We start from the raw sequence: 22,914 nt of genomic DNA on the forward strand, positions 1-22,914 counted from the left end.
GTGGTCGGACTGCTTTACCATCTGACCGGCCGCTCGGTGGAGGGCGGCAACAACCTTATTGTCGAGCAGATCCACGAACCGGGCGGGGGGGTGCCACTGCGGATGGCACCGCTGATCTTCTTCGGCACGGTGGTGACCCATCTGTTTGGCGGTTCGGCCGGGCGCGAAGGCACCGCCGTCCAGTTGGGCGGCAGTCTCGCCAGCGGTTTCGGTCGCGCGCTCAAGCTCGATGCTGACGGCACCCGCATCCTGCTGATGGGGGGCATTGCGGCCGGGTTCGGCGCGGTGTTCGGCACGCCCATCGCAGGGGCGGTGTTCGCACTGGAGGTGTTGGCGATCGGGCGTGTCGAATATCGCGCGCTGGTGCCGTGCCTGGTCGCGGCACTGGTCGGCGACTGGACGTGCCTTGCCTGGGGCATCCATCACGGCGTCTACCGGATCGATGCGCTGGTGCCGGTCGATGCGCTGCTCGTCACCAAGGCGGGCGTCGCCGGGGTTGCGTTCGGGCTGGTCGGTCTCGCCTTCGCCGAAGCCAATCACACGCTCGGCGGGTGGCTCAAGCGCATCGTCTCCTATGGCCCGTTACGCCCCGCCATTGGCGGCATCGCGGTCATCGCGCTCGTCTACCTGTTCGGAACGCGCGACTATCTCGGACTCGGCACGTTGGCAGCGACGCCCGACAGCCTCACCATCGCCAGCTTCTTCGGACCGGACACGCATCCGTGGAGCTGGGCGATCAAGCTGCTGTTCACCGTCGTCACGCTCAGCGCCGGCTTCAAGGGTGGCGAGGTGACACCGCTGTTCTTCATCGGCGCGGCGCTCGGCAACGCACTCGCCCCCATGTTCGGCGTGCCCACCAGCGTATTCGCCGCGCTCGGCTTCGTCGCGCTGTTCGCGGGCGCGGCCAACACCCCGCTCGCCTGCACCTTCATGGGCATCGAACTGTTCGGCGCTGCCTATGCGGTGCCGATCGCGGTGGCCTGCTTCGTCGCCTACCTCTGCTCCGGTCATAACGGCATCTACCTGTCGCAGCGCGTCGCGGTGCCGAAGGTGCCGGCGACCGGCCTCACCCCGAACGCGACGCTTCGCGAGGCGCGGGCACACCGCGCCTCGCGAAGCCCACGCTCCTGATCCCCCCACCAATCGAGGGTTTGTCCATGCCCAATCGTTTCACCGTCCAGCATCGCGAAATCGGCATGCTGCGTATCTACATGAAACCGTCCGACCGAATTGGTGAGCGCAGCCTGCGTACGCTGTGGGCTGCCAAGCCGCTCTATCGCGAGCTAATCCAGACGGCATCATCAATGCCGTCGCGCAACACACGCACTATGGGTTCAGCAACCACGGCCAGATCCGCGAGAACGGATCGGAGGCGGCCGATCCCCATCTGACGATCTGCGTCGAACTCGTTGGCGAACGCGACCAGCTCGACCGGTTCTGCCGGCGACATGGCGACCTGCTCGGCGACAAGGTGATCGTCTACAAGCAGCTGGAACACTGGTCGGTCATGCCGCGGTTCGACCGATGACACCAATGATCGAATATGGGCTGCTGATCGTCGGTGCATTTGCGGCTGCTGCAATCTCGGGTTCGGCCGGGTTTGGCGGGGCACTGCTGTTGCTGCCGCTGCTGATTTAAGTCGTCGGCGTGACCGAAGCGGTGACGCTGCTGACGATCGTCCAGATCATCGGCAACGGTGCGCCGGCCGGGATGGGCTGGGCTGGCGCCAATCCGTTGGCGGCCCGTGTTGCTGTTCCTCTCCGCTGCCATACCGTTCTCGATGCTGGGCGCATTGTCGTTCGCGTCGCTACCGACGGCGCTCGTTGCGCGGATCGTGGGCGTGGCGATCCTGCTGTTCGTCATCCTGAAGGCCACGGGCATGATCGCGTTTAAACCCTCGCGCCGCGTGCTGGTGATCGGGGGCGGTGTGACCGGCCTGTTGTCCGGGCTAGTCGGGAGCGCCGGGCCGCTCGGCGCAGCGGTGTTCCTGAGCCTCGGTTTGCCACCGCTTGCCTATGTCGCGAGTGACGCGGTCGCCTCGATCGTGATGCACAGTGCCAAGACAATTGTTTACGGCGCGACGATCGACCTTGGACCAACCTTCTGGCCGCTGGCGATCGCGATGGGGCTGGCGATGATCGTTGGCACCTGGGCGGGGTGCTTGCTCATCAAGCGTCTGCCCGTTGAGCGCTTCCGCCAGCTCGTCATGGTCCTGCTCGCGCTGATCGCGACCGAGATGATCGTCATGGGTTAGTGGGAGGATTGTCGCGAATATCCTGAGTTTCGCTACACCAGCTCAAGCGTGGTCGGCTGACGGCGTAGCTGTCGCGAATGTCAGTCGCGGAATTACGCGACTTTCAACGCACATCTGCGACACGCTAACCTGTGCGTTAACGGTGTCGCTACGCAGGAGCCGGTGCCCGGCTCGTTCAGCTGAGCCGCAGCCAACCGCGCGGCCGGACGGCGGCTTTCAGGGAGCAGAAAAGTTGTCCTGAATGACTTACTATGGGTCGGAAGTCGCCCGGCAGCTTTCGCCGAAACGCCGCCCAACAGCGGACAGGCGGTTTTCCACCAGGATGCAGACCTTCCGCTTCCAGAGGATCGACAGGTGGTTGCCCCCTGCCCTTCCCGCCAAGTTCTAGCGGATCGTCACGACCTTGACCTCGACTGCATCCGCGATCTTCTTCCAGTTCTGGTCGCTGGTCCAAGCGGGCAATCCATCCCGTCGGGCTAGAGCCAGACAAAAGCGATCTCCAAGGCTAAGGCCCGCCTCGGCCGTCGCGGCGCGCAGCCGCCCGGCGATTTTCGCCAAGGCCTTGTCGGCCGGCACTACCGTCAGTGGCAGCGGATCAAGCATGGCATCAACTTCTCGCTCGGGCATTCCGGTATGAATGAAGTGGGTCACCACCTCAGCGTAGTTCACGCTGCTCACTCGCGCACCGGCGATACCGGCTGCAACCTTGGTAGATCCCTTTTCACCCTTGATCATTGCGATGAGAGCCGAGGCGTCGAGAACCACGCTCATTCGCCGCTATCTTCGCGACGCCGATTGAGGAATGCGTCAACAGAGGCGTCGGGATTACCGCCGGTATATTGCTCGGCCAGCGCCTGCGCCCTTGCCACCGCTTGGCTGGCGGTTCGCAGAACAACGCCATCTTCGGTTTCGTCGAGATACACCGCACCGCCACCCGTCAGGCCCAACCGCTTGCGAACGTCAGCGGGCAGGCTCATGCGCCCGTTTGGCGTTATGTTGATCTGTAGCGTCATGACGGCCTCTGTACCTCTGATCAGCATCGTCATCATCTTCTAGGGATATCCCGGCTTAGCAGCAACCGTCCCCACGGTATGCCAGCGAGCCTCGTTTGTACCACACCGTTTGGATTATGGCTCATCGACGTGAAGCTGCCCCACGTGCATAATCTCCGGTGCTTTTAACGTATGCCTTTCGCAGACCTCTCAATAGCTGGTACTTTAATCCCGTCCTGACGGCGTAAAAAGGACTAGACTAATAAGTACCACATATAGCAGACTATGGGATGTTTATCCGAGCCTATCTTCGCGCTTCTACCTCCGAACAGGATGCGTCGCGCGCCAAGAGCGCCCTCGACGTGTTTGCGACCGAGCACGGGCTTCGGATTGCGGCCCGCTATGTCGAAAACGAAAGTGGAGCCAAGCTTCACCGGCCAGAACTGTTCCGCCTGCTTTCGGATTGCGAGCCGGGAGACGTGCTCTTGGTCGAGCAGGTTGATCGGCTTTCCCGCCTCACCTCCCCAGACTGGATCAAACTGCGGAATCTAATCGACGCCAAGCAGGTCCGGGTTGTTGCACTCGACCTGCCAACGTCGTGGATCCTGACGGCACCGACGGATGAGTTCACCGGCCGAATGTTCGCAGCGGTCAACGCCATGATGTTGGACGTACTCGCCGCGGTTGCCCGTAAGGACTATGAGGATCGCCGTCGTCGACAAGCCGAAGGCACCGCAAAAGCCAAGGCAGCGGGCCTTTATAAGGGGCGTCCCGAGAACAAGACCCGCAACGCTGCGATCTCGAGCCTTCTTCGCGATGGCCGAAGCTGGCGCGATATAATGGATGCGACTGGGTGCAGTCGAACGCTGCTCGCCAAGATTGCTCGTGATCGCCGTCGACAGGCAGAGGCTGACGCAGCAATGTCAGACGCGCACCCCTAATGTGTTCAGGCAGACTCTAGACCCTCATAATGAGGTGTCCGATTTCTCTGCTACCGACCCTGTTTGAACGGGTTTTGTGTACCAAAGCCCATGCCCACTCAGGGTATACCCTTTCTGACAAATACGGGGCGCCCATAACTGTGTCTGCCGATCATCGAATTTTCGGGAACGGCCGGGTTGGGTGGACGCTTACCGGCAGCATCAATGACGCGGCTTGCGTCCTATCTCACATTTGAAGGTCATGGAGATGTCTGACATGACCATTCCAAGCGCTGGCGGATCAATCGTTATGAAGCAATGGGCTCAGCTAATTCCGGTTGCTTGTGAGGATGCTGATGGACCTGCAGAGCTCTAGAGAATGAGTAGACCTATGAACGATCCGATAGACAGACGCATGGTTCCCCGGCGTGAGAAGCCGCTAGACAAACGTCGATGGTGGATGCGATCACGCCGTACCTTCGGCTTTTCGGTTATGGTATTGGTTGACGTCATTATCCTGTTGGTCGTCCGGTACGGAACAACCAATGATAGCGACGCTGCAGGCAACGGTATGTCTCATGCCATTGACATAGCATTGTTTGAGATTGGGGGAGCTACGGTCTGCTTTGTTACGTTTCTGTACGTCATCATTCCAAGCCGAAATATAAGGATTGTTTTCACAATTATTATGGCGCTGATTATGGTAGCTTTGATGGTGATAACCGCCTGACGAGCTTTGTATCAGAGTAACGGCCCGGTTGAGAAAACCTGATCGGCTGAAATCGCGCAATTCGGGGGCGGTACATCGAACGCATCCAAATATACGCTAACGATAGGGAGTGACGGAAAACCTCCAAAATCTGGTTTCCGCCTACTAAGACAATACGACAGGGTTTGTCGCGTACCCCGACCGTCGATTATTAGCTGCGGCCAGCCCTTTAGTGATACCCTCGGAAATCATGTGTTTTGCGACGGGGTGTGGCGGGCAGTCGGCGCCCAGTAGCAGCTTGGTTGTTGCCGCCCATTAGCGGACGTTGGGGATGGCGATCCGGGCTCCCGAAACCGGCACGATCTTTCCCGTTTCTACGTCTCCAACAGGCCATTTCGGGAAAGAGCAATCGGGAACGGATTTTGGAAAACGGAGTGCCTTGGACGGCTTTCGCCGTGATCGCCCCGGCGACTGTCCCGCTATGAGTTCCTTTTTGGGAAGAAGCTCAAGCGTTAAAGCGTCACCATTAAGATCATGTCCGCCATGCTGTTGGTGTCGGTTGAAGCCGGCGCAGGTCCTGACATCGCAAGCGCGGCCAAGTAAAAGTGAAGTAATGACAGACGCCGTAAACGTTATTGCCGTGGACCATACAGGCTTCGCCGTATCGTCTTTAGACGAAGCCGTTCGCTTCTGGACGGAAGCGCTCGGTTTCACACTTGAGCGGCAATCGGAAATGGGGGGCGATTTCCTGCATCAGGTGACCGGTGTCGATAATCCTAATGTCAAAACGGCGATCGTCAGGGCACCGGACGGCTATGTCGTCGAACTGTTGCAATATTCAAAAGGGCGCCAGAACGGTGCGGTGCCCAACAGCGCGGGGGCGATCGGTGCGGCCCACCTGGCTCTGGCCGTAAACGATATCCATGTCGCTATTGCCCGCGTCGAGGCAGCAGGATGGAAGGCGAAGGGTAGTCCGTTGCCGATCGCGGGTGGGCCAAGGAAGGGAACGTTGGTTGCCTACGTTTCAGGCCCCGATCATATCACGATAGAGCTTATGCAGCCGCCAGCCCGTTAATGGGCCGGCGGACGTTTTCCCGCTTCACCCTCCTTTTCGGGAAAGGCTGCAGCTGCCCAATGTCGGCTATCGCCACCCGCCTTCCCGAAAGCGGACGGGTCGGTTTCCTTCCGAACCCGGACATTCCTAATTACTGCGCGTCGAGACACGGACGACAACGAGCGCGTCAGAACACCGACAGAAAGCGTGAGCGTTTACACATCGGTCGGGGCGGGCGGCCTTCTCATTCAACGGTTCGTTTGTGGGAAGGCGGGTAAGGGCACCGTCCAGCCCGGGCGAACGGGTCCTACCATGATCTTTACTGATGCACAGGCGGATCCATTCGCGACTTGTCACAACGGTCGTGAGCGAGCGGCAAACCAGCCGGTAAAAGCTGAGATTGCGACAGCCGGCACAGCGAGGACGCAGGACATTGCCAGGCCGATTACCCAGAGCGAGATAGTCCCGGCGGTGAGCCATATCACAGGAAGCTGGGCAAACGTCAGGATGAATCCTGCCATCCACCCCCTCGTCTTGAACGCTGCCCCTGTTAGCGCAGCTAGGCCCAACGAGGCGGGGTACCAGAGACGCCAGTAGGCGTCGGCATCCCAGGGTTCCGCCGCGCCTGTCACCCAGCAGACGAAAAGCCAGTACAGGACACCGGAGACCAGCAAGACGGGGATCTTCATCAGTCCGGTGCTTATCGACCTATTGTCACATGCAAAATCCCTGAATCCTATTCTCGCCAACCAGGTGCCGGGGTCAAAGCAGATTAACGCGGCTCACCAACCAAACTTTGGATATGGGCGCTGTTGCCTGCAATAGCGCCCGTGCCTCGCTGCATCCGCTTCGCACGGTACAGAGCCTCGTCTGCCTCTTTGAGCAACGAAGCCCGATCGACATAGCTGGCACCATAGGCACAGGCTCCGATCGTCGCGGACACCATTATAACGTTACGGTCGTCAGGTACGTCGTAGCGTAAATCCGCCAGCAATCGCGCGATGTCTTGGACGAGCTCTTCCTGCGTACGCCGTCCGCGCAGGATCAGCACGAACTCGTCCCCGCCAAGTCGGGCGATGAAGTGATCGCCCAGATACTGTACTGCTTGCAGCTTGGCGGCCATCACCTGCAAAACCTTGTCCCCGGTCGCATGGCCAAGCCGGTCGTTGACCTCCTTGAACCGATCCAGATCGATGATTGCGATAGCAAGCGGTGCACCTTCCCGGGCGCGATCGAGCGCAACTTCCAATTCTTCGTTAAAGGCGCGTCGGCTTGGTATGCCGGTCAGTTCGTCGGTTCGAGCTACCGCAACCAGGCGGCGCTCGAATTGGTACCGATCCGTGATGTCCTGGATCACTCCCATGACGGCGACACGCTTACCGGCGCGCTCATCGATCTCACCCAATGTGCGCACGCGACGGGGCCGCCCCTGAGCATCGGTGAAGTTCAGCTCCAGATCCCATGCAGTCCCTTGCCGCACACAGCGGTCTAGCGCTGCTTCCAGCTTGGCACGGTCGTCATCAGGGTAGAACTGCATTGCTAGGGCAAGCTGCGCTTGCGAGCCCGGTTCCAAGCCGTGGATCGCGTAAGTCTGATCCGACCAGTGTACTCGTTCGCCTTCAAGCTCGAGGCGCCACGACCCGATCCTTGCCATACGTTCGGCGTGCTGGAGCAGTCTGTGCGTGCGAGCCATGTCACCGAGGACCTCCTGGCGATCAAGCGCTAGCTGTAGGTTCTCTTTGCTGGTCCGGCGCGCCTCAAGCAGCGCTTCGACGACTCGCGCCATACCGGCGAGTATCTCCAGCTTTTCGCGGGTCGGATCCTGCGGTTTGTCGTCAGCCACGCACAAGGTACCGATCGGAAGCGCGGCACCTCCTCCTGGTGGTGTCACTCGCAACGGCACGCCTGCATAGAAACGCACAAAGGGTGTTACCACCACCATAGGATTGGTTGCAAAGCGCGGGTCTTCGCGCGTGTCCGCGATGACGAGCAGATCGTCGGCTGCGATAGTATGGGTGCAAAAAGACACATCTCGTGGTGTCTCGCTAGCCTCAAGGCCGCACGCTGCCTTGAACCACTGCCGGTCCGCGTCAACTAACGAAACGAATGCGAACTTGCAGCCAAAGAGATGCCGCGCCCCTGCAGCGATGGCATCGAACTCGGCTTCAGGGGGAGTGTCGAGCATATCGAGAGCACGAAGCGCGTCCAGCCGCGCTACCTCGTCGACTATGCCGGTTATGTTTACCATGGGGGACGGTAGCATAAGTGAGGTTGGCATCGGGTTAACGGCATGTGCAAAGTCGGTACATCGCCGCGACTCGCTAATGGCATGGCGGCGACTTAGAGACGCTGGAGCGCTCCCGCTTGATAGGAGCATAAACGTGTCCAACGCGAGCGATCTTAGCACTCTTGTTCGTAACAAAGCGCGCGCGCGAGAACAGGCCGAAGCCAGTAGCGACGTTTCAGCTCGCATCGCTCATTTGGAACGTGCTGCCGGGTACGCCAAAATGATCAAGGCTTTGAAGCAATGATGGATGGCGAAACAACCGCTCAGCACCTCGAGCGTCTAATAACGATTATCTGTGAAGCTTTGGCGGTCGCGGATGCTGGTGATCAACCGTTGGTAGGCGCGCATCTTCATAGCTGCCTTCGAACGGCAATCGCGTTGCGTGCTATTCCCGATAGTTTGTCACGGCCCTTTAATAGCAATGAGCCCTATATCTTGAAGGCAGCAGCAAACAAGATCGCTTGCCAGCAAAACTTACTATCCACGACTTCTAATCCCGCAACCGAACGATGATCGAGACGGATAGGGCGTTCTCGGAATCAATCCCGGTCGAGACGATCAGGAGCGCGACGTCAGGCTATTTTTCAACCGCACCGGCCGTTTGTTAAACATATACAGACGGTTCTGCCGAGGCAGATCGTATACACATCAGCGTTAATGGGCACTCACTGACCGCTGTAATCGTCAGAACGAAACCTGTACGCGCCCTACGATTCTGTCTCCGGCGTTGCGTTGATCGGCAAACCTGCTGGCAGTGGCGGTGCGGGAGACGTCAGTCCCAATATAATCGACGCCGATCGTCAGACGGTCACGACGATGCTCGAGACCCAGCCGCCAGTTGGTGTAACTGCCGCCCGGACGAAGACGCTGCACCCGACTGGGGTCGCGGACGCTGCCGGACGAGTGGCCGACCTCGGCCAGCATCGTCAGCGGCGTACCAGGAATACCGGCATTGGCGTTCGCATAGACATACACGTTGCTGCCACCGATCGCGCGCTGCGACGGCGCGCCGATCACGCCGACCGTGGCGTAAAGCGGACCATAGGCATAGCTTGCCGACACGCCGGCCTCGACATAGTCCATGCGGCCCCGCGCGCCCGCGAATGCGTGGCCGGTGGCGTCGGTACGGATACGTACCGCACCCAGATCCCAGTCGGTTCCCACCGAAAGGTCGACGACCGCATCGGCGCCACCGTGTCGCACGCTGTTCCGAAGCGTTACTGCGCGCGCCGATGCATCGAGCCGGCCGCGCGAGACGCGAATATCGCCTGCCAGCGCGGCACGTCCCTCACTCCAGCTCAGCCCGCGCCGTTCCTCCTCGCTCATTACCTCCAAGGTTACCGACCTGGCATCCTGTGCAAGCGCGGGCGTGATCAGGCCGCAGCTCACGGCGCCGAGCACGCCCGCCAATTGAACGCGGCGGATCATCCAGCACGCTGCGGACTGTGGATCCGGTCGAGTTCGACGCGCAGCATCTGCTCGTCTTCCTGCGCCAGCTTTACCAGATGCTTCTGCATGTCCGCGGACTTCGTCGCGACCTCCTTCTTGATCGCGCCATGGCTCGCAACGCACCAGCCGGGCCGGGTGCCCGAAATCACCGGTTCGCTATTCATGCTGCGCACCAGCCTGGTACCCGATGCCGCGACCGCGTGTCGCGCCACCGACATGCTCGCCGCCCAGTCGCAGCGTAGCGATGACGCTCTTCCGCCAGGTGCAACCGCGCCCACCTGCTTATGGGTGATGACCACGTCGCCGCGATACTCGACGGCGACCGGACCGCTGCGGTGATCCACCTGGTTCTGATGATCGACAGTCATGCTAAGGGCCGCCCCGGTAGCAGCAAGCACCAAGCCGGCAGTTAGAAAATAGGCCATTTTCGCTCTCCTTTTGCCATCCCGATCCATTCTGATCGGTGAAGCCAATTCTTACGGACGATGATTCTATAACGATGGTTCAGCGTGTCGGTTCAGCTGAACTGCGGCCGCAAGGCGCGTGCGTGCAGGCGGTCCTTCACGTCCAGACGCAACCGCTTCAGCCGAAATAGCCGCAAGGTATCGGGCATGCGTCGCTTCATTTCGACCCGGATCTGCTCATCCAGCCGGGCATGCAACTGGGTCAACTTGTGAGAAAATATAGGCAAAGCCGCTCTCCAACCAACGATTGAACGATCGGATCAGTCGCGATGAAAGCAGGCATTCAGGCTAGGCCTAGACATCGAGATAACCCGATGCGGTCCGACATCACGTTCGTCCTGAGACGATCGCCAGAGGGGCCCGGCCCGCTCCCTCAAGCTAGGGTTTCGCCGGTCAAGGTCAATAGGAGAGCGAATGGAATTGCACGAGTTGACATTAGGACACGGGTCCCCGATGTTACTGACATGTACGCTCCTGCGACACATAAGCGTTTCCGCGACCACGCCGGCCAACTCGCCGCACGCGCTTAGCCCGAGCTCGCGGCCATTGCCGTTCGAGTTCGGGCTTTATTCGATCTGACCTTTGGGATGCGTTCTGCGCACCCATGATCTCGAATACGTGGAAACCGTGTAGTGGAAAACCAAGTCTCGAAATCCGATGATTTGTGTCAGGATGACCGTCAGCATCATACTGCCAATCCAGCACCTCAGCCTTTCCTGCGGATGCGACCACAAAGCTTTTTCTCGAACAAATTCGATCTGGAAATCGTAGAAGGCTATTCTAAGGCTGATGCCGAAGCCCGGCAGAATGAAGGTAAGGACTGGCTGAGCCGACTTATGGAGCTCAACCTGTTACTTTTGATCGTTTTGGTTGGCGTGCCGGTGCTGGTATATTGCGTCTTATCTTCCGCACTTTAGAACACGATAAGATACCGCCTTCGCGTCGCAACCGGGATTGTGGATAAAGGGCTCTGGGTCGTCCCACTGAAGCCTCGGGTAAATGACAATATGTCAGGCGCCCGAGGACCGTTTAGATACGATAGCGCTGAATGCGAGCGAGTTCCTTTGTGACATTGCAACGCGTAAGCCGATCGACCGTTGTGGAAAAATGGCAACGAATACCTTACACCAACGGACCGCGTTAGATCTGCCGCATCTCGCGGTGCTGCTGACAGCAGCGCTTCAAATTCTGACGCCTCTTTTACCGCAGATTGGGATCGGTGAGCCTATCGGATCCCGGTCTCTGGCCGTCCGAACCTTGATAACCCCGGCAGGCTGGGCATTCTCGATCTGGGGCGCGCTCTACCTCGGAGCCACGGTGTTTGCCGTTTATCAGGCCCTGCCTGCACAGCGCCAAAATACGTTGCTTCATCACCTGCGCTGGCCGGCAGCTGGCGCATTTTTAGGAAATGCTCTCTGGGCTGCTTATACGCAGCTTTACGGGTTAAGCTTCGTATCGGTTCTGATCATTACCTTCACGCTGACGTGCCTGATCGTTGCCTATCATGCCCTGTCGAATGCGACGGTGTCGAAAACTGCGTGGTGGTGTGCGTACCTTCCGTTGAGCGCACTCGCCGCATGGTTGACCGTCGCTACCACCGTCAACATCGCGGCTAGCCTGAGGTATCACGGCGTGGAGGGCGGTGCAGCCGCTCCTGGGATCGGTGCAGCGGTGATCGTGATTGCTGGACTCATCGCGGCCACCGTGCTGATCCGAGGACGTGGCAATCTACCGTATGCAGCTGTTTTCCTTTGGGCTCTTGCTGCTATCTTCGCGGCGGGTGGTCAGGCTTCCGGACCTATTGCCGTAGCGACCAGCGCTGCCGCGATCCTCATTATTTCAGGCTTGATCGCTGGATATCGACGGCGGGGTATGCGCCTGGTTCAATTACAGGTTGAACCTAAATCCGTAGCCGACACCCAGGGTGAATTGGGTCCGCCGTCCCCGTTCGCGGATGAGAGGTGAATCGCCTGCGTTCTGACCTAGTCGATCCAGACCAGTAAAAAGCGTGACGGCGCTTCGCCGGTTCAGGGGACGAATTACGGTACCGCCTACACCGTAGGACAATAGTCCGCCTGACGCAGAATACGGTCTGAGCCCGGACCGTTGCGACTGGAGCGCATCGATGCCGAAATACGTCTCAATATACTCGCGGCTTGCCAGCGTTGCGCGAGGCCCGATGTTGATGATGGTCCGTCCCCGGCGCGCCTGGTAAGCAACTGACCCGTCGGCGACAACGCCGTCATGCCCGCCGAAGCCGCGACGAACCTCGATCCGTCCACGCCATGGCCCAGCCCGTTTCTCGACGAAGCCTCCCACCTCAACAGCTGCATCTACGTCGCCGAGGCCGCGTAGCGCGTCACTCCCGCCTGTAATGAGGAACGGCGATCCCCCGCGCTCTTCATCCCGCCCAAAGCGGAGCTTGGCGAGCGGTCCTGCCTTCCACCCGTCCCGGTTCACCCCGTTCCAACCCAAACCGTCGGGGATCGAAGCGAAGATGGTGTCCTTGTAGTTGATCCGCAGGTCGGGAAAGATCGACAAGGCCATGTCTCGCGAGCCTTGCCATGCAGGGCTTAAGACTGGTGCGACGCCGACGGTGATGCTCCATCCGGCAGTGCCTGCCTCCAAAGGCCGACCTGCGGGGGGGGCCGGCCGCAGGTCCGTCTGCGCGAAGCAGGGTTGAGCAGAGACTAGCGCAAGGATGGTTAGAGCGGAGCGCATCCTTATCCCTTTTTTCGGCCCCGTTGATGACGGTCGGTCGGTCATGTCAGCAGCCACCTTATCCCCGCGCGTCGTAAACGCCAGTCCCGGTAGATGGAGTACGGCTATACCCACAGCGTATGACCGGTCCGCTTTCAATGCCGGCGGACGCGTTCAAACTTAGGCCGAAGCAACCGCTCGCGTTTTCCACAGGGACCAGCCGACGCCGCAACCCAGTATCGCAAAGGTTACCGCCAACGACGCTGCGGGCGGGAATTTGGCGAGCCCGAACATGTCGGCAACGAAGATTTTCGAGCCGATAAATACCAGCAACGCGGCCAAGGCGTATTTAAGGTAATGGAACCGGTCGACCATTGCGGCGAGCGCAAAATAGAGCGCGCGTAACCCAAGGATAGCAAAGATGTTCGACGTGTAGACGATGAATGGATCCGTTGTGATCGCGAAGATGGCCGGCACGGAATCGACCGCAAAGATGACGTCAGCGCATTCGATCATGACCAGAGCCAGTAGTAACGGCGTAGCGATCCGGCGCATGCGCCCCGTCGCTGGCTCCTGCTCTTTCACCCAGAAACGTTCCCCGTGAAGTTGGTCGGTAACCGGCATGCGCTGGCGAACCCAGCGTAAAACGGGCGAACTGGCTACGTCATATTCCGTGTCTGCAGTCAGCCACATCTTGATACCGGTGAAAACCAGGAAGGCCGCAAAGACGTATAATACCCATTCGAACCGATCGACCAATGCCGCACCAAAACCGATCATCACTGCACGCAGGACAATGACACCCAGGATGCCCCAGAACAATACACGGTGCTGGTGGATGCGGGGGATGGCGAAGTAGCCGAAGATCATGGCGATGATGAACACGTTATCCATCGCAAGGCTCTTCTCGATGACGAAGCCCGTCACGTAGTTAAGGCCGGCAGTCGGCCCGATATACCACCAAATCCATCCGCCGAACGCCAGTCCCAGCGTGATGTAACCTGCTGACAATGCAAGGCTCTCGCGTACTCCGATTTCCCGTTGTCCGCGGTGCAAGACACCCAGATCGAGGATCAGCAACGTTGCGACGATGCCGAGAAATGCCAGCCACATCCAGACAGGCGTACCGAGGAATAACAAGGAGAGCAGCTCAGGCATGGGGACCTCTAACAAACGTGATGACGTGGGGCGGGATTAGCGGTCAGGAGGGCAGGTATCTCGCGGGTGGCTCGCACAAGCGACCTTTCAAGCCCAACTCGAAGCGCTACAACTGCAGCACAATTGGAGAAGTCGGGGTTCGGCGCACCATCGCGATACGCGCGTGCTTCTCCAACTGCTGATGGAGCTGTGCCGGTCTGTTGGTTTCCATGCTCAGAGCCTCTTTTCAATCGGTGATCGAAAGATCGGATCATCAACGACGACAGGAGGCAAAGCGGCCAGGCCTATATCGAGATAACCCGATGCGGTCCGACATCACAATCACCCGAGGGAAATTGTCAGAGGGGCCCGGCCCGCTCTTTCTAGATAGGACACGGTTCGCGGTGGTCAAGCAGTTTCACTATTTGATAACGACCGTAGTCTGCGCTAAATCTGCCGCACTTTTCTTTCAAAAACATAACGCCGATCGGAAAAAGGGATCGGTCGAAAACGCCCACTTATGGACGCTCAGCTTGGTGAGCCGCAGGCTTGAAAGCCATTCGGCAACCATAAGCCGCAACATGCCCCGCCGGCAGGTGCTCTGCTTGCGGCTGGCAAGCCGTGCGGCGTATGTCGCAACTGCTGGTGGGGGAAAATGAATGGCGAATGGCAGTAGCAGCCGCGGAAACTCGGTTGTCGGCGAGCGCTGGCCGCTCTTCTGGGCAGGCTGTGCGGCGATCAGCGTTGGGGTTGCACTTCACCTACCGATGCTCGCGATGGCCCATACGATGGGCAATCACCTGTCGGGTATGCCGATGGACGGATGGATGTACCTGGGCATGGCGCTGATCGGCGTCGGCGTGCCGGCAGCTATCTTTGGCGCTTTACCCAAGAAACGGCCTGATCACAGTGCAGGCGTTGGCGTCGCATATGAAGCGCCCGATGATACCCCTCTGACGCGCTCGCATGCTGCCGTTCTGCTGGTGCTTACCCTCGGGCTCATCATCGACACTATGAAGCCAGCAACGCTCGGCTTCGTGCTCCCCGGCATGCGTGGCGAGTATGGGCTCGCCAAATCGACCGTTGCCCTGCTTCCGTTCGTTGCCCTTACGGGGACCACAGTTGGCTCGTTTCTGTGGGGGTGGCTTGCGGACATCTATGGTCGGCGTGTGTCGATCCTGTTGTCGACGATCCTGTTCGTTTCGACATCCATCTGCGGAGCTATGCCTTCCTACAGCTGGAACCTGGTCATGTGTTTTCTGATGGGGTGCTCGGCTGGCGGAATGCTGCCCGTTGTCTACACGCTGTTGGCGGAGATCATGCCTCCACGGCACAGAAGCTGGGTTCTTGTGCTGGTTGGTGGCACGGGACTGGTCGGTGGCTACCTCGCAGCTAGCGGTGCAGCGCATCTGTTCGAGCCCCTGTTCGGCTGGCGTAGCTTGTGGCTGCAGGGGTTTCCCACCGGTTTGCTGCTGCTTGCGATGGCAAGGTGGATACCTGAGTCTCCACGATTTCTGTTGGAACGGGGCATGGACGCCGAGCTAGCTGACATGGCTCGAAAGTTCGGCATCGTCAGGCGTGCGCCACAAGCCGCGCCAGCGGACGCTGGCAGCGCCGCGGCTCACCACCGCGAGTTGACCATCGCCCTGGTGATCACGGCTCTTTCCTGGAGCTTCGTCAACTTTGGCTTGCTGCTATGGTTGCCTTCCGATCTCCAGGATCGAGGCTTCAGTGCCGAGATTGCGAGCGGCATCATCGCCAGCTCAGCACTTGTTGCCCTGCCCACGATCATGATCGCGGCCTTCCTTTACAGCCGGTGGAGCAGCAAGCGCACCCTGATCGGCACTGTGCTTCTCACACTCGCCGGGCTTGCCGGAGCCCTACTGCCGGCACCTACGCTGGCTTGGCCACCCCTGCTGATCGCTGTGATCGCGTTGCTGGTGGTTGGCACAAACGGATTGATCGCCGTGCTACTTCCCTATGCAGCCGAAAACTACGCATTACGCTTCCGTGGACGCGCTACTGGGCTTATCGCGGGGAGTAGCAAATTTGGTGGCGTTGCTGTCCAGCTGGGCGCCTTCGCTGGGCTGATCCCGACGATGGGGGGCGCGGCAATCGCGCTGATTGTACCAATGACGCTGTCAGCGGTACTGATCGGGCGCGCAGGAAGAGAGACGCGGGGCCGCAGCTTACGCGAGCTGGAAGCAACGGCTTAGCTTTCGGCTCGATATAGGCCTGCAGAGTGCCCTCAGCGGTCAGATGTGTGAAAAACCAGTCGCAATCACGACTGTACAACAAACAGGTGTTTTGCGTCTCCGGCGCGACCTTGCCAGTGCTTAGGCCCCGCGACGGATACGGTTAGAGCGGTGACCGCTCCGCGCATGAGAGCTTGATTAGTTATCGTCGATCAGGAGTTTGGAGCAAGCCCGGCAAGATGCAAACGGTCGCTGGCGTCGGCGTCAGCGAAGGAGCAAATTTGCCAAGGTCTCGGATGGTAATTAGGAATGCGTATTCCCGGGTTCATTTTATGTATCAGTCTCAAATAGATGGTTTAGCGCGACCTGATATTGCCAGCGACCAATCAAGTACCTAGATGCGCCTCCAGAAATGGAGACTTCTATGCCCGACACTACCCTCGACCTGAACCCCGTTGAACTCGCTACGGAATTGACAATCGCCTGGTTGGCCAATCCCAACACGCGTACCAATGCTGACGACGTTCCAGCCTTCCTGAACAAGATGTATGAAACTGTTTCGGTGCTGGTCGGTGGAAACGTGACCGCTGCTGAACCCGAAGCATCTGCTCAAGAATATACCCCGGCAGTGACGGCTCGTAAGTCGCTTGCCAGCCCTGATCATATCATCAGCATGATCGATGGTAAGCCGTATAAGACGCTGCGCCGTCACCTCGCGACTAACGGCATGACGCCCGTGGAGTATCGCGAGCGTTATGGCCTGAAGGCTGATTACCCCATGGTCGCTCCTACCTATTCGGAAGCACGTCGTACGATGGCCAAGAGCATTGGACTGGGTCGCAAGCCTGGCCAGACGAATGTAGCCAAGGCAGACGCAAAGCCCGCTTCGGCTCCGCGCAAGCGCAAGACCGAAGAAGCAGCGGCGGAATGATTTAGGGACTGACTTCTCAGGGAACGGGGAGCCAGCCATTTATGGTGCGTGTAGATCAGCCGCATGCGGCTAAGCGACATTCTCTTCCGCGCTAATTGCCTCTTGTTCTGGTGCTGGCAAATGCCGGTATAACGTCGCGATCAAGACGCCGATGGTTGGGGCTATTTCGCGGGCAGTCATCCCCGAGGATAAAAGTTTCCGCGCGGCCTCGAGGCGTTTGGGTGTCATTACGGTCTTCCGGCCACCTACCCTGCCCTCACGCCGGGCGACGATCAACGCAGCCGTCGTGCGCTCACGTACCAAGTCACGCTCCATCTCGGCCATCGCCGCCATGATATGGAAAACGAGTTTCCCAGCTGTGCCTGCGGTATCGATCCCGTCAGTAATCGATTTTAGCCCGATCCCCCTCGCCGCCAGATCGGACGCGAGGTCGATCAGTCCCTTCATGGTACGGCCGAGCCGGTCGAGCTTCCATACTACAAGGATGTCGCCGGTTCGCGCATGGGAAAGCGCGTCGGCTAAGCCGGCGCGGTCGGCTTTTGCTCCGCTGGCCTTATCCGAGAAGGTTCGCTCGCAACCCGCACTGCGCAGCGCTTCGAGCTGCGGGGTCATATCCTGTTCCGGGGTCGACACTCGGGCATAGCCGATCAGCATGAAGCATTCTCAGAACTCATGTCCGACGCCTATCATGTCGAGCTCCAATCGCGAAAGTGTTTTGAGACGCTGGCATCGACTGCTAAAGGTTCTCACATGATGGCGCATCAAAAACGATCGTTTGAGAGAATGCAAAGTACCATCCAATTACGGTAGCAGCGGGTCGGCAGGCTAGGTGGAGTGCTTTAAATGAGATGGCTACTTGCCCCTGATCCACATGCCTGGGAATCTCTAGGCCAATGGGTTAAACGGATTGGCCAGCAATACGGACATTCGTCCGTCCAGAGTTTTATGAAACAGTACGGTTTTCATAACCTCACTAGTGCCGGTCTTTTTTACAGCCCCTCAGAAGACGCATTGAACGTTATATCTCGAAATACTGGGTACAGCACTCTTCTGCTATCTCGTCGAACTTGTAATTTTCTCGGTAATATTGGGAATTTGGATAAATTACATAGTTGTGAATTAGAGTACGCGCATCGTTACGTCGTAAGTGAAATAGACGCCCCTTCTTTGTTCAAGCGACGCGACATGCTAGCGGTCCTTACCAAGCCGCATTTGCACAAAAAGACCTGTATTCAATTTGAAAAAGGCGCGGCTCTCGAGTTGACTAAGCTCTGTGCCAGTCAGCCCGTCACGAGCATTGTCTTTGGCAATTTACCACAACTCGTCTTTTCGAAACGAGAGGCTATAGATATTTGCGCGATAATAGTTGATAGCGGTTGCGAGTTGTTTGACATGCGGAGCCGGCTTAGAGTTTCCACCAGATTAGAACTAGACTTTATTTGCTTTTTTGAGATGTTGAGATGGCACATTCATCAAAGGGCAAGCCGTACAACGAAACCATCAACATTGCGGGGGCGCCAGCCAAGCCTATCATGTTCCGAAGCAGCCGATGCCTGTCGACGATACGAAGACGGCGAGAAGGTCATCGATATAGCTGACAGGTACGGCGTAGCTCGATCGACCGTCTATCAATACCTAAAAGCTCGCTCGATTGTGAACCTTCACGCCAAACTGCATCCTGTCGTCTGAACCCAAAACGATCGCTAGCCCTCCCATATCGAATGGTTTATCGCCCCAGTGCAATTGCTTGATCCCCACTGCAAACGGCAGTGCATCAGTGCAAATCCCAGCGCCGGGTGTACACCGCCGCCGGTGAGCGCGGCCATCGATGCGGAGTGGTGCGGGGCGCGAAACGGCCGCGTTCGCGTCAGGCGCCCGCCGGTCAGCGTACCCGCGACCGACTGGACCATCGACACTTCAAGCGCCTCGGCGGGATCCAGCGGGGGCAGGATGCCGGGAAGGCACGACGCCATCAGCGACTTGCCCGATCCTGGGGGGCCTACCATCAAGAGGTTGTGCGCGCCCGCCGCAGCGATCTCGAGCGCGCGCTTGGCCGTCTCTTGCCCTTTGACCTGGCGAAGATCGGGCCCGTGATCGGCGTACTCCGCGATTCCCGGCGTCGGTGGGCTGAGCAGCCCGTGGCCCTTGAAGTGATTCAGTAGCGACAGCAGGTCAGGTGCGGCGATGACCTCGATCTCGCCCGCCCATGCTGCCTCCGACCCTTGCGCAGCAGGGCATACAAGCCCCTTCCCTACTTCGGACGCATGCAGCGCTGCCAGCAGCACGCCGGGCGAGGCGGTGATCCGCGCGTCGAGCCCGAGTTCGCCGACGACCACATAATCGGCCAGCGCCTCGGCATCGACCACGCCCATCGCGGCCAAGAGCGCGAGTGCAATCGGTAGATCGAAATGCGATCCTTCTTTCGGCAGATCGGCGGGCGACAGGTTCACTGCGATGCGTTTGGGCGGCAGCGACAACCCCATCCCGGCGATCGCGCCGCGCACGCGTTCGCGGCTTTCGCCGACCGCCTTGTCCGCCAATCCGACCACGTTAAACGCAGGAAGTCCTGGAATCAGTTGGACTTGCACCTCGACCGCGCGGGCCTCCAGCCCGAGATACGCCACCGTCGCCACGATCGCCGCCATGCCCGCTCCCCTGCGACTATGACGTCACGCCTTATTCATACCCGATTTGCCTTGTCTGCAAGGACAGGCGGCCAAACACCGTCTTGCCAACCTAATACACCGGACATACATGCCTGTCGTGAACGCCGTCCGCTCTCCCATCCTACGCATCGGCCAATTGGTGCTGGGCGTGCTTCTGATCCTCAGCGCACCGATTCTCGCGCCGCTGCCCGGGCCTGCCGGGATATTTCTGTTCGCGGGCGGGATGATCCTCGTGCTGCGCAATTCGAAGGGCGCGCGGCTGAAATGGGCGCGGTTAAAGCGACGTTGGCCGCGCGCCGGGCATTTCGTCGATCGGATTATGCGGCGACAAAGCGCGATGCGCCGCCATGAGCGGTCGAAGTCATCGAAAAGCGCTACGGCCAAGGCCAGTGCGAATTGACTTACCCGCCCCGTTTCCGTAAGCGCCCACCCATCAAGGCCGTCCCCGTGGCGGCCGTTTTCTATTTGATGACCTAGGGAATGACCAATGAAGCGGACCTTTCAGCCGAGCAACCTGGTACGCGCACGCCGTCACGGCTTCCGCGCACGGATGGCGACGGTCGGCGGCCGGGCAGTGATCCATGCACGCCGCGCGCGCGGTCGCAAGAAGCTGTCGGCCTAACCATACTCGACAAACGCCGCGATTTTCTCGCGGCGAATGCGGGGAAGCGCGCACCGATGCCCGGGTTCGTCCTGCTCATGCGCCCCCGCGACGACGGTGACAAGACGATGCGAATCGGCTTCACCGTCACCAAGAAGATCGGCAACGCCGTCGTCCGGAACCGCATGAAACGGCGGTTGCGGGCGTTGGCGCGTGAGCTGTTGGCGGAGCGCGGCGTTGTGGGGGCCGATCATGTCTTGATCGGGCGCAGCGGCGGAATCGAGCGCGATTACACGCTGTTGCGAACCGAGCTGGGCAAGGCGTTCCGTAAGGTGACGCCGCAGCCAACCTCCGGCACGACCCCGGCGAAGACCGGCGCCCAGGTGGAAAGGCGGTCGTGATAACGCGCTGCCATCCTTTAGCACCGTGCCCCAACTGGACCCCGACCTCCGCCGGGGTGGTGCCTGGGTATGGATGGCGTGGTGCACAACACGCGACCTCGCCCCGCATCTCGTTTTTCCGCGAAGGCGGGAGTCCAAGCTGGGCCCCACCCTCCGCGGGGACACAATGGGGGGCACGAACGCCCGCGCCGAAATGCTAGCCCGCCTCCTCATTCTGATCGCGCGCGGCTGGCGGCTTGGGCCCTCGCTCGTGCTGCCGTCGAGCTGTCGCTACGATCCTTCGTGTTCCGCCTATGCAATCGAGGCCGTTGGGCGCTATGGCGCGCTCAAGGGGGGCTGGTTGGCGGCGAAGCGTATCGCACGCTGCCATCCGTGGGGCGGGTATGGACCCGACCCAGTCCCAGAGCTGAAGCCTGAGAAATTGAAAGACTCCGCCCTGTGAAAGACGACAAGCAGAATTTCGTGCTGTTCGCTGTGATCGCGGCGCTGATCCTGTTCGGATGGCCGCTGATCCAGGGCAAGTTCTTCCCGACCGCGAATCCGCCGGTCACGAAGATCGAGGGCGGCAAGACCAAGGCGGTCGCGAACCCTGCCGCCGATCCCGCCGCCGACGGTGCCGCCGCCGTGCGCAATCGCGCCGCGGTCATCGCCGAGACGCCGCGCATCCGCATCGAGACGCCGCGCGTGTCGGGATCGATCAACCTCAAGGGCGCGCGGATCGATGATCTCGTGCTCAAGGGCTATGACGAGACGGTCGCGAAGAACTCGCCGCCGATCCGGCTGCTGTCGCCCGCGGGCGCACCCGACGCCTATTTCGCGAGCTTCGGCTGGCGTGCGCAGGGCCTGACCCCGCCCGCTGCCGACGCCGTGTGGACGCCCTCGGGCGCCACCACGCTGACGCCGACGACGCCGGTCACGCTCGACGCGACCAACGCGACGGGTCAGCGCTTCCGCATCCAGATCGCGGTCGATCAGGATTACATGTTCACGGTCCGTCAGACCGTCCTGAACGCCGGCACCGCCCCCGTACCCGTCGCGACCTATGGTCTCGTCAACCGGGTCGGCATCTCGAAGGATCCGTCGTCGATGACGATCCATGTCGGGCCGATGTCGGTCGACAATGGCGGCGCGCACTACCGTCCGAACTACAAGGACATCGACGAGGCCGCGCAGAAGTTCACGACGACCGGCGGCTGGCTCGGCTTCACCGACAAATACTGGCTGACGGCGATCATCCCCGACCAGGGCCAGACGTTCGACGGCCAGTTCCGCGCCGGCGCGAACAAAGCGTACCAGGCAGACTACGCGCTGCAGCCCAAGCAGATCGCACCGGGGCAGGCGATCACGCAGGTCTCGCGCTTCTTCGCGGGCGCCAAGGAAGTCCGCCTGCTTGATCGCTATACCGATCAGCAGGGCGTGGCGAAGCTGGACTATGCGATCGACTGGGGCTGGTTCCGGATCGTCGAGAAGCCGATCTTCTATTATCTCGATTGGCTGTTCCGGATGATCGGCAACTTCGGCGTCGCGATCATCCTTCTAACGGTGACGATCCGAGGGCTGCTGTTCCCGATCGCGCAGCGCCAGTTCAAGTCGATGGCAGCGATGCGCGCGGTCCAGCCGAAGGCGAAGGCCCTTCAGGCCAAGCACAAGGACGACAAGGTCCGCCTGCAGCAGGAGACGATGGCGCTGTACAAGGCCGAGGGCGTCAATCCGCTCGCCGGTTGCGCCCCGACGCTGCTTCAGATTCCGATCATGTATGCGCTGTACAAGGTGTTAATGCTGACGATCGAAATGCGTCACCAGCATTTCGTGCTGTGGATCAAGGATCTGTCCGCGCCCGATCCGCTGACGCCGCTCAACCTGTTCGGCCTCCTCGCCTTCACGCCGCCGCACTTCATCGCGATCGGGGTCGTGCCGATCATCCTGGGCATCAGCATGTACTTCCAGTTCAAGCTGAACCCGACACCGATGGACGACACGCAGAAGCAGGTCTTCGCGCTGCTGCCATGGGTGCTGATGTTCGTGATGGCGCCGTTCGCGGTCGGTCTCCAGGTGTACTGGATCACGTCGAACTGCCTGACGATTCTCCAGCAGAAATTGCTCTACGCCCGGCATCCTGGCCTGAAAGATCCGGTGACCAAGTGAACGACGTTC

General features: G+C 59.9%; 27 protein-coding genes. 16 read left to right on the forward strand and 11 right to left on the reverse strand.

Features of this window, described 5'->3' with window-relative positions; all coding sequences use genetic code 11:
- The 3 genes from ASE88_RS05570 to ASE88_RS05580 all read left to right on the forward strand — a co-directional run.
- Positions 1-1,131: voltage-gated chloride channel family protein (locus tag ASE88_RS05570; RefSeq protein WP_056476512.1), on the forward strand; the 1,131-nt coding region annotated here is incomplete at its 5' end.
- Positions 1,132-1,255: 124 nt separating this feature from the next.
- Positions 1,256-1,528 carry a DUF190 domain-containing protein gene (locus ASE88_RS05575; protein WP_235513449.1) on the forward strand — a complete coding sequence of 91 codons (273 nt, stop codon included), beginning with the start codon at positions 1,256-1,258 and terminating at the stop codon, positions 1,526-1,528.
- Between the two features lie 216 nt (positions 1,529-1,744).
- A complete protein-coding gene (locus ASE88_RS05580) occupies positions 1,745-2,254 on the forward strand; it encodes a sulfite exporter TauE/SafE family protein (protein ID WP_197977994.1) in 510 nt (169 codons plus the stop codon).
- A gap of 384 nt (positions 2,255-2,638) precedes the next feature.
- On the opposite strand, the gene ASE88_RS05585 is transcribed toward ASE88_RS05580, so the two are convergent.
- Together ASE88_RS05585 and ASE88_RS05590 are read right to left on the reverse strand one after the other, a co-directional pair.
- Positions 2,639-3,025 carry a type II toxin-antitoxin system VapC family toxin gene (locus tag ASE88_RS05585; RefSeq protein WP_055817303.1) on the reverse strand — a complete coding sequence of 129 codons (387 nt, stop codon included), beginning with the start codon at positions 3,023-3,025 and terminating at the stop codon, positions 2,639-2,641.
- Positions 3,022-3,267 (reverse strand): AbrB/MazE/SpoVT family DNA-binding domain-containing protein, encoded by a 246-nt coding sequence (locus ASE88_RS05590; RefSeq protein WP_055818096.1) that lies wholly within the window; start codon positions 3,265-3,267, stop codon positions 3,022-3,024. Before ASE88_RS05590 ends, ASE88_RS05585 begins: the two co-directional genes overlap by 4 nt.
- 269 nt (positions 3,268-3,536) lie before the next feature.
- Here ASE88_RS05590 and ASE88_RS05595 point away from each other — a divergent pair, with 269 nt between their 5' ends.
- The 3 genes from ASE88_RS05595 to ASE88_RS05605 all read left to right on the forward strand — a co-directional run bounded on the left by ASE88_RS05595 (position 3,537) and on the right by ASE88_RS05605 (position 5,950).
- Positions 3,537-4,187: a recombinase family protein gene (locus ASE88_RS05595; protein WP_056476515.1), complete on the forward strand. Its 651-nt coding sequence runs from the start codon at positions 3,537-3,539 to the stop codon at positions 4,185-4,187.
- Positions 4,188-4,557: 370 nt separating this feature from the next.
- Positions 4,558-4,896, forward strand: coding sequence for a hypothetical protein (locus ASE88_RS05600; RefSeq protein WP_156356950.1), 339 nt, complete (start codon positions 4,558-4,560; stop codon positions 4,894-4,896).
- A gap of 592 nt (positions 4,897-5,488) precedes the next feature.
- Positions 5,489-5,950: a VOC family protein gene (locus ASE88_RS05605; RefSeq protein WP_056476522.1), complete on the forward strand. Its 462-nt coding sequence runs from the start codon at positions 5,489-5,491 to the stop codon at positions 5,948-5,950.
- Positions 5,951-6,282: 332 nt separating this feature from the next.
- On the opposite strand, the gene ASE88_RS19400 is transcribed toward ASE88_RS05605, so the two are convergent.
- The 5 genes from ASE88_RS19400 to ASE88_RS18250 form a co-directional block, all read right to left on the reverse strand.
- On the reverse strand, positions 6,283-6,618 hold the full coding sequence (locus ASE88_RS19400) for a hypothetical protein (protein WP_056476524.1): 336 nt from the start codon (positions 6,616-6,618) through the stop codon (positions 6,283-6,285).
- A gap of 83 nt (positions 6,619-6,701) precedes the next feature.
- Entirely contained in the window at positions 6,702-8,177 is a 1,476-nt protein-coding gene (locus ASE88_RS05615) for a diguanylate cyclase domain-containing protein (protein ID WP_162233396.1), read from the reverse strand.
- A 723-nt stretch (positions 8,178-8,900) separates the two neighbouring features.
- Positions 8,901-9,617: a TorF family putative porin gene (locus ASE88_RS05620; RefSeq protein WP_235527866.1), complete on the reverse strand. Its 717-nt coding sequence runs from the start codon at positions 9,615-9,617 to the stop codon at positions 8,901-8,903.
- Positions 9,618-9,640: 23 nt separating this feature from the next.
- Complete coding sequence (locus ASE88_RS05625; protein ID WP_156356951.1) at positions 9,641-10,090, reverse strand: hypothetical protein; 450 nt, start codon at positions 10,088-10,090, stop codon at positions 9,641-9,643.
- 92 nt (positions 10,091-10,182) lie between these two features.
- On the reverse strand, positions 10,183-10,335 hold the full coding sequence (locus tag ASE88_RS18250) for a DUF465 domain-containing protein (protein WP_321163344.1): 153 nt from the start codon (positions 10,333-10,335) through the stop codon (positions 10,183-10,185).
- Between the two features lie 426 nt (positions 10,336-10,761).
- Here ASE88_RS18250 and ASE88_RS18805 point away from each other — a divergent pair, with 426 nt between their 5' ends.
- Together ASE88_RS18805 and ASE88_RS18255 are read left to right on the forward strand one after the other, a co-directional pair.
- On the forward strand, positions 10,762-11,046 hold the full coding sequence (locus tag ASE88_RS18805) for a hypothetical protein (RefSeq protein WP_156356952.1): 285 nt from the start codon (positions 10,762-10,764) through the stop codon (positions 11,044-11,046).
- Positions 11,047-11,236: 190 nt separating this feature from the next.
- Positions 11,237-12,094: a hypothetical protein gene (locus ASE88_RS18255; protein WP_200910170.1), complete on the forward strand. Its 858-nt coding sequence runs from the start codon at positions 11,237-11,239 to the stop codon at positions 12,092-12,094.
- On the opposite strand, the gene ASE88_RS05630 is transcribed toward ASE88_RS18255, so the two are convergent.
- Together ASE88_RS05630 and ASE88_RS05635 are read right to left on the reverse strand one after the other, a co-directional pair.
- A complete protein-coding gene (locus tag ASE88_RS05630; protein ID WP_235527848.1) occupies positions 12,017-12,676 on the reverse strand; it encodes a MipA/OmpV family protein in 660 nt (219 codons plus the stop codon). The two genes, ASE88_RS18255 and ASE88_RS05630, sit on opposite strands and share 78 nt — an antisense overlap.
- Positions 12,677-13,009: 333 nt before the next feature.
- The gene (locus ASE88_RS05635; RefSeq protein ID WP_056476533.1) at positions 13,010-13,987 is read right to left on the reverse strand and encodes a TerC family protein; all 978 of its coding nucleotides are present in this window, start codon (positions 13,985-13,987) and stop codon (positions 13,010-13,012) included.
- A gap of 755 nt (positions 13,988-14,742) precedes the next feature.
- Between ASE88_RS05635 and ASE88_RS05640 the strand changes: the two genes are divergently transcribed.
- Together ASE88_RS05640 and ASE88_RS05645 are read left to right on the forward strand one after the other, a co-directional pair.
- Positions 14,743-16,182 (forward strand): MFS transporter, encoded by a 1,440-nt coding sequence (locus ASE88_RS05640; RefSeq protein ID WP_235527849.1) that lies wholly within the window; start codon positions 14,743-14,745, stop codon positions 16,180-16,182.
- 403 nt (positions 16,183-16,585) lie between these two features.
- The gene (locus ASE88_RS05645) at positions 16,586-17,092 is read left to right on the forward strand and encodes a MucR family transcriptional regulator (protein WP_056418733.1); all 507 of its coding nucleotides are present in this window, start codon (positions 16,586-16,588) and stop codon (positions 17,090-17,092) included.
- A 69-nt stretch (positions 17,093-17,161) separates the two neighbouring features.
- Here ASE88_RS05645 and ASE88_RS05650 read toward each other — a convergent pair whose 3' ends face one another.
- Positions 17,162-17,746 (reverse strand): recombinase family protein, encoded by a 585-nt coding sequence (locus tag ASE88_RS05650; protein ID WP_056476537.1) that lies wholly within the window; start codon positions 17,744-17,746, stop codon positions 17,162-17,164.
- 798 nt (positions 17,747-18,544) lie between these two features.
- Here ASE88_RS05650 and ASE88_RS19845 point away from each other — a divergent pair.
- The gene (locus ASE88_RS19845; RefSeq protein ID WP_414893507.1) at positions 18,545-18,781 is read left to right on the forward strand and encodes a helix-turn-helix domain-containing protein; all 237 of its coding nucleotides are present in this window, start codon (positions 18,545-18,547) and stop codon (positions 18,779-18,781) included.
- A gap of 14 nt (positions 18,782-18,795) precedes the next feature.
- Here the strand turns inward: ASE88_RS19845 and ASE88_RS05655 are convergent, their stop codons facing one another.
- Positions 18,796-19,737, reverse strand: coding sequence for a YifB family Mg chelatase-like AAA ATPase (locus ASE88_RS05655; RefSeq protein WP_082466309.1), 942 nt, complete (start codon positions 19,735-19,737; stop codon positions 18,796-18,798).
- A 118-nt stretch (positions 19,738-19,855) separates the two neighbouring features.
- Here ASE88_RS05655 and ASE88_RS05660 point away from each other — a divergent pair, with 118 nt between their 5' ends.
- The 5 genes from ASE88_RS05660 to yidC all read left to right on the forward strand — a co-directional run bounded on the left by ASE88_RS05660 (position 19,856) and on the right by yidC (position 22,905).
- Positions 19,856-20,158 (forward strand): hypothetical protein, encoded by a 303-nt coding sequence (locus ASE88_RS05660; protein WP_235527850.1) that lies wholly within the window; start codon positions 19,856-19,858, stop codon positions 20,156-20,158.
- Positions 20,159-20,245: 87 nt separating this feature from the next.
- Positions 20,246-20,380, forward strand: coding sequence for a 50S ribosomal protein L34 (rpmH, locus tag ASE88_RS05665; protein ID WP_031393806.1), 135 nt, complete (start codon positions 20,246-20,248; stop codon positions 20,378-20,380).
- Between the two features lie 56 nt (positions 20,381-20,436).
- Positions 20,437-20,760, forward strand: coding sequence for a ribonuclease P protein component (rnpA, locus tag ASE88_RS05670; RefSeq protein WP_055879817.1), 324 nt, complete (start codon positions 20,437-20,439; stop codon positions 20,758-20,760).
- A 193-nt stretch (positions 20,761-20,953) separates the two neighbouring features.
- The gene (gene yidD, locus ASE88_RS18265; RefSeq protein WP_055880543.1) at positions 20,954-21,202 is read left to right on the forward strand and encodes a membrane protein insertion efficiency factor YidD; all 249 of its coding nucleotides are present in this window, start codon (positions 20,954-20,956) and stop codon (positions 21,200-21,202) included.
- A complete protein-coding gene (gene yidC, locus ASE88_RS05675) occupies positions 21,199-22,905 on the forward strand; it encodes a membrane protein insertase YidC (protein ID WP_055879814.1) in 1,707 nt (568 codons plus the stop codon). Before yidD ends, yidC begins: the two co-directional genes overlap by 4 nt.
- The last annotated feature ends 9 nt before the right edge of the window (positions 22,906-22,914 follow it).

The organism is Sphingomonas sp. Leaf38 (assembly GCF_001421825.1).
In the GTDB taxonomy this organism is placed as follows: domain Bacteria; phylum Pseudomonadota; class Alphaproteobacteria; order Sphingomonadales; family Sphingomonadaceae; genus Sphingomonas.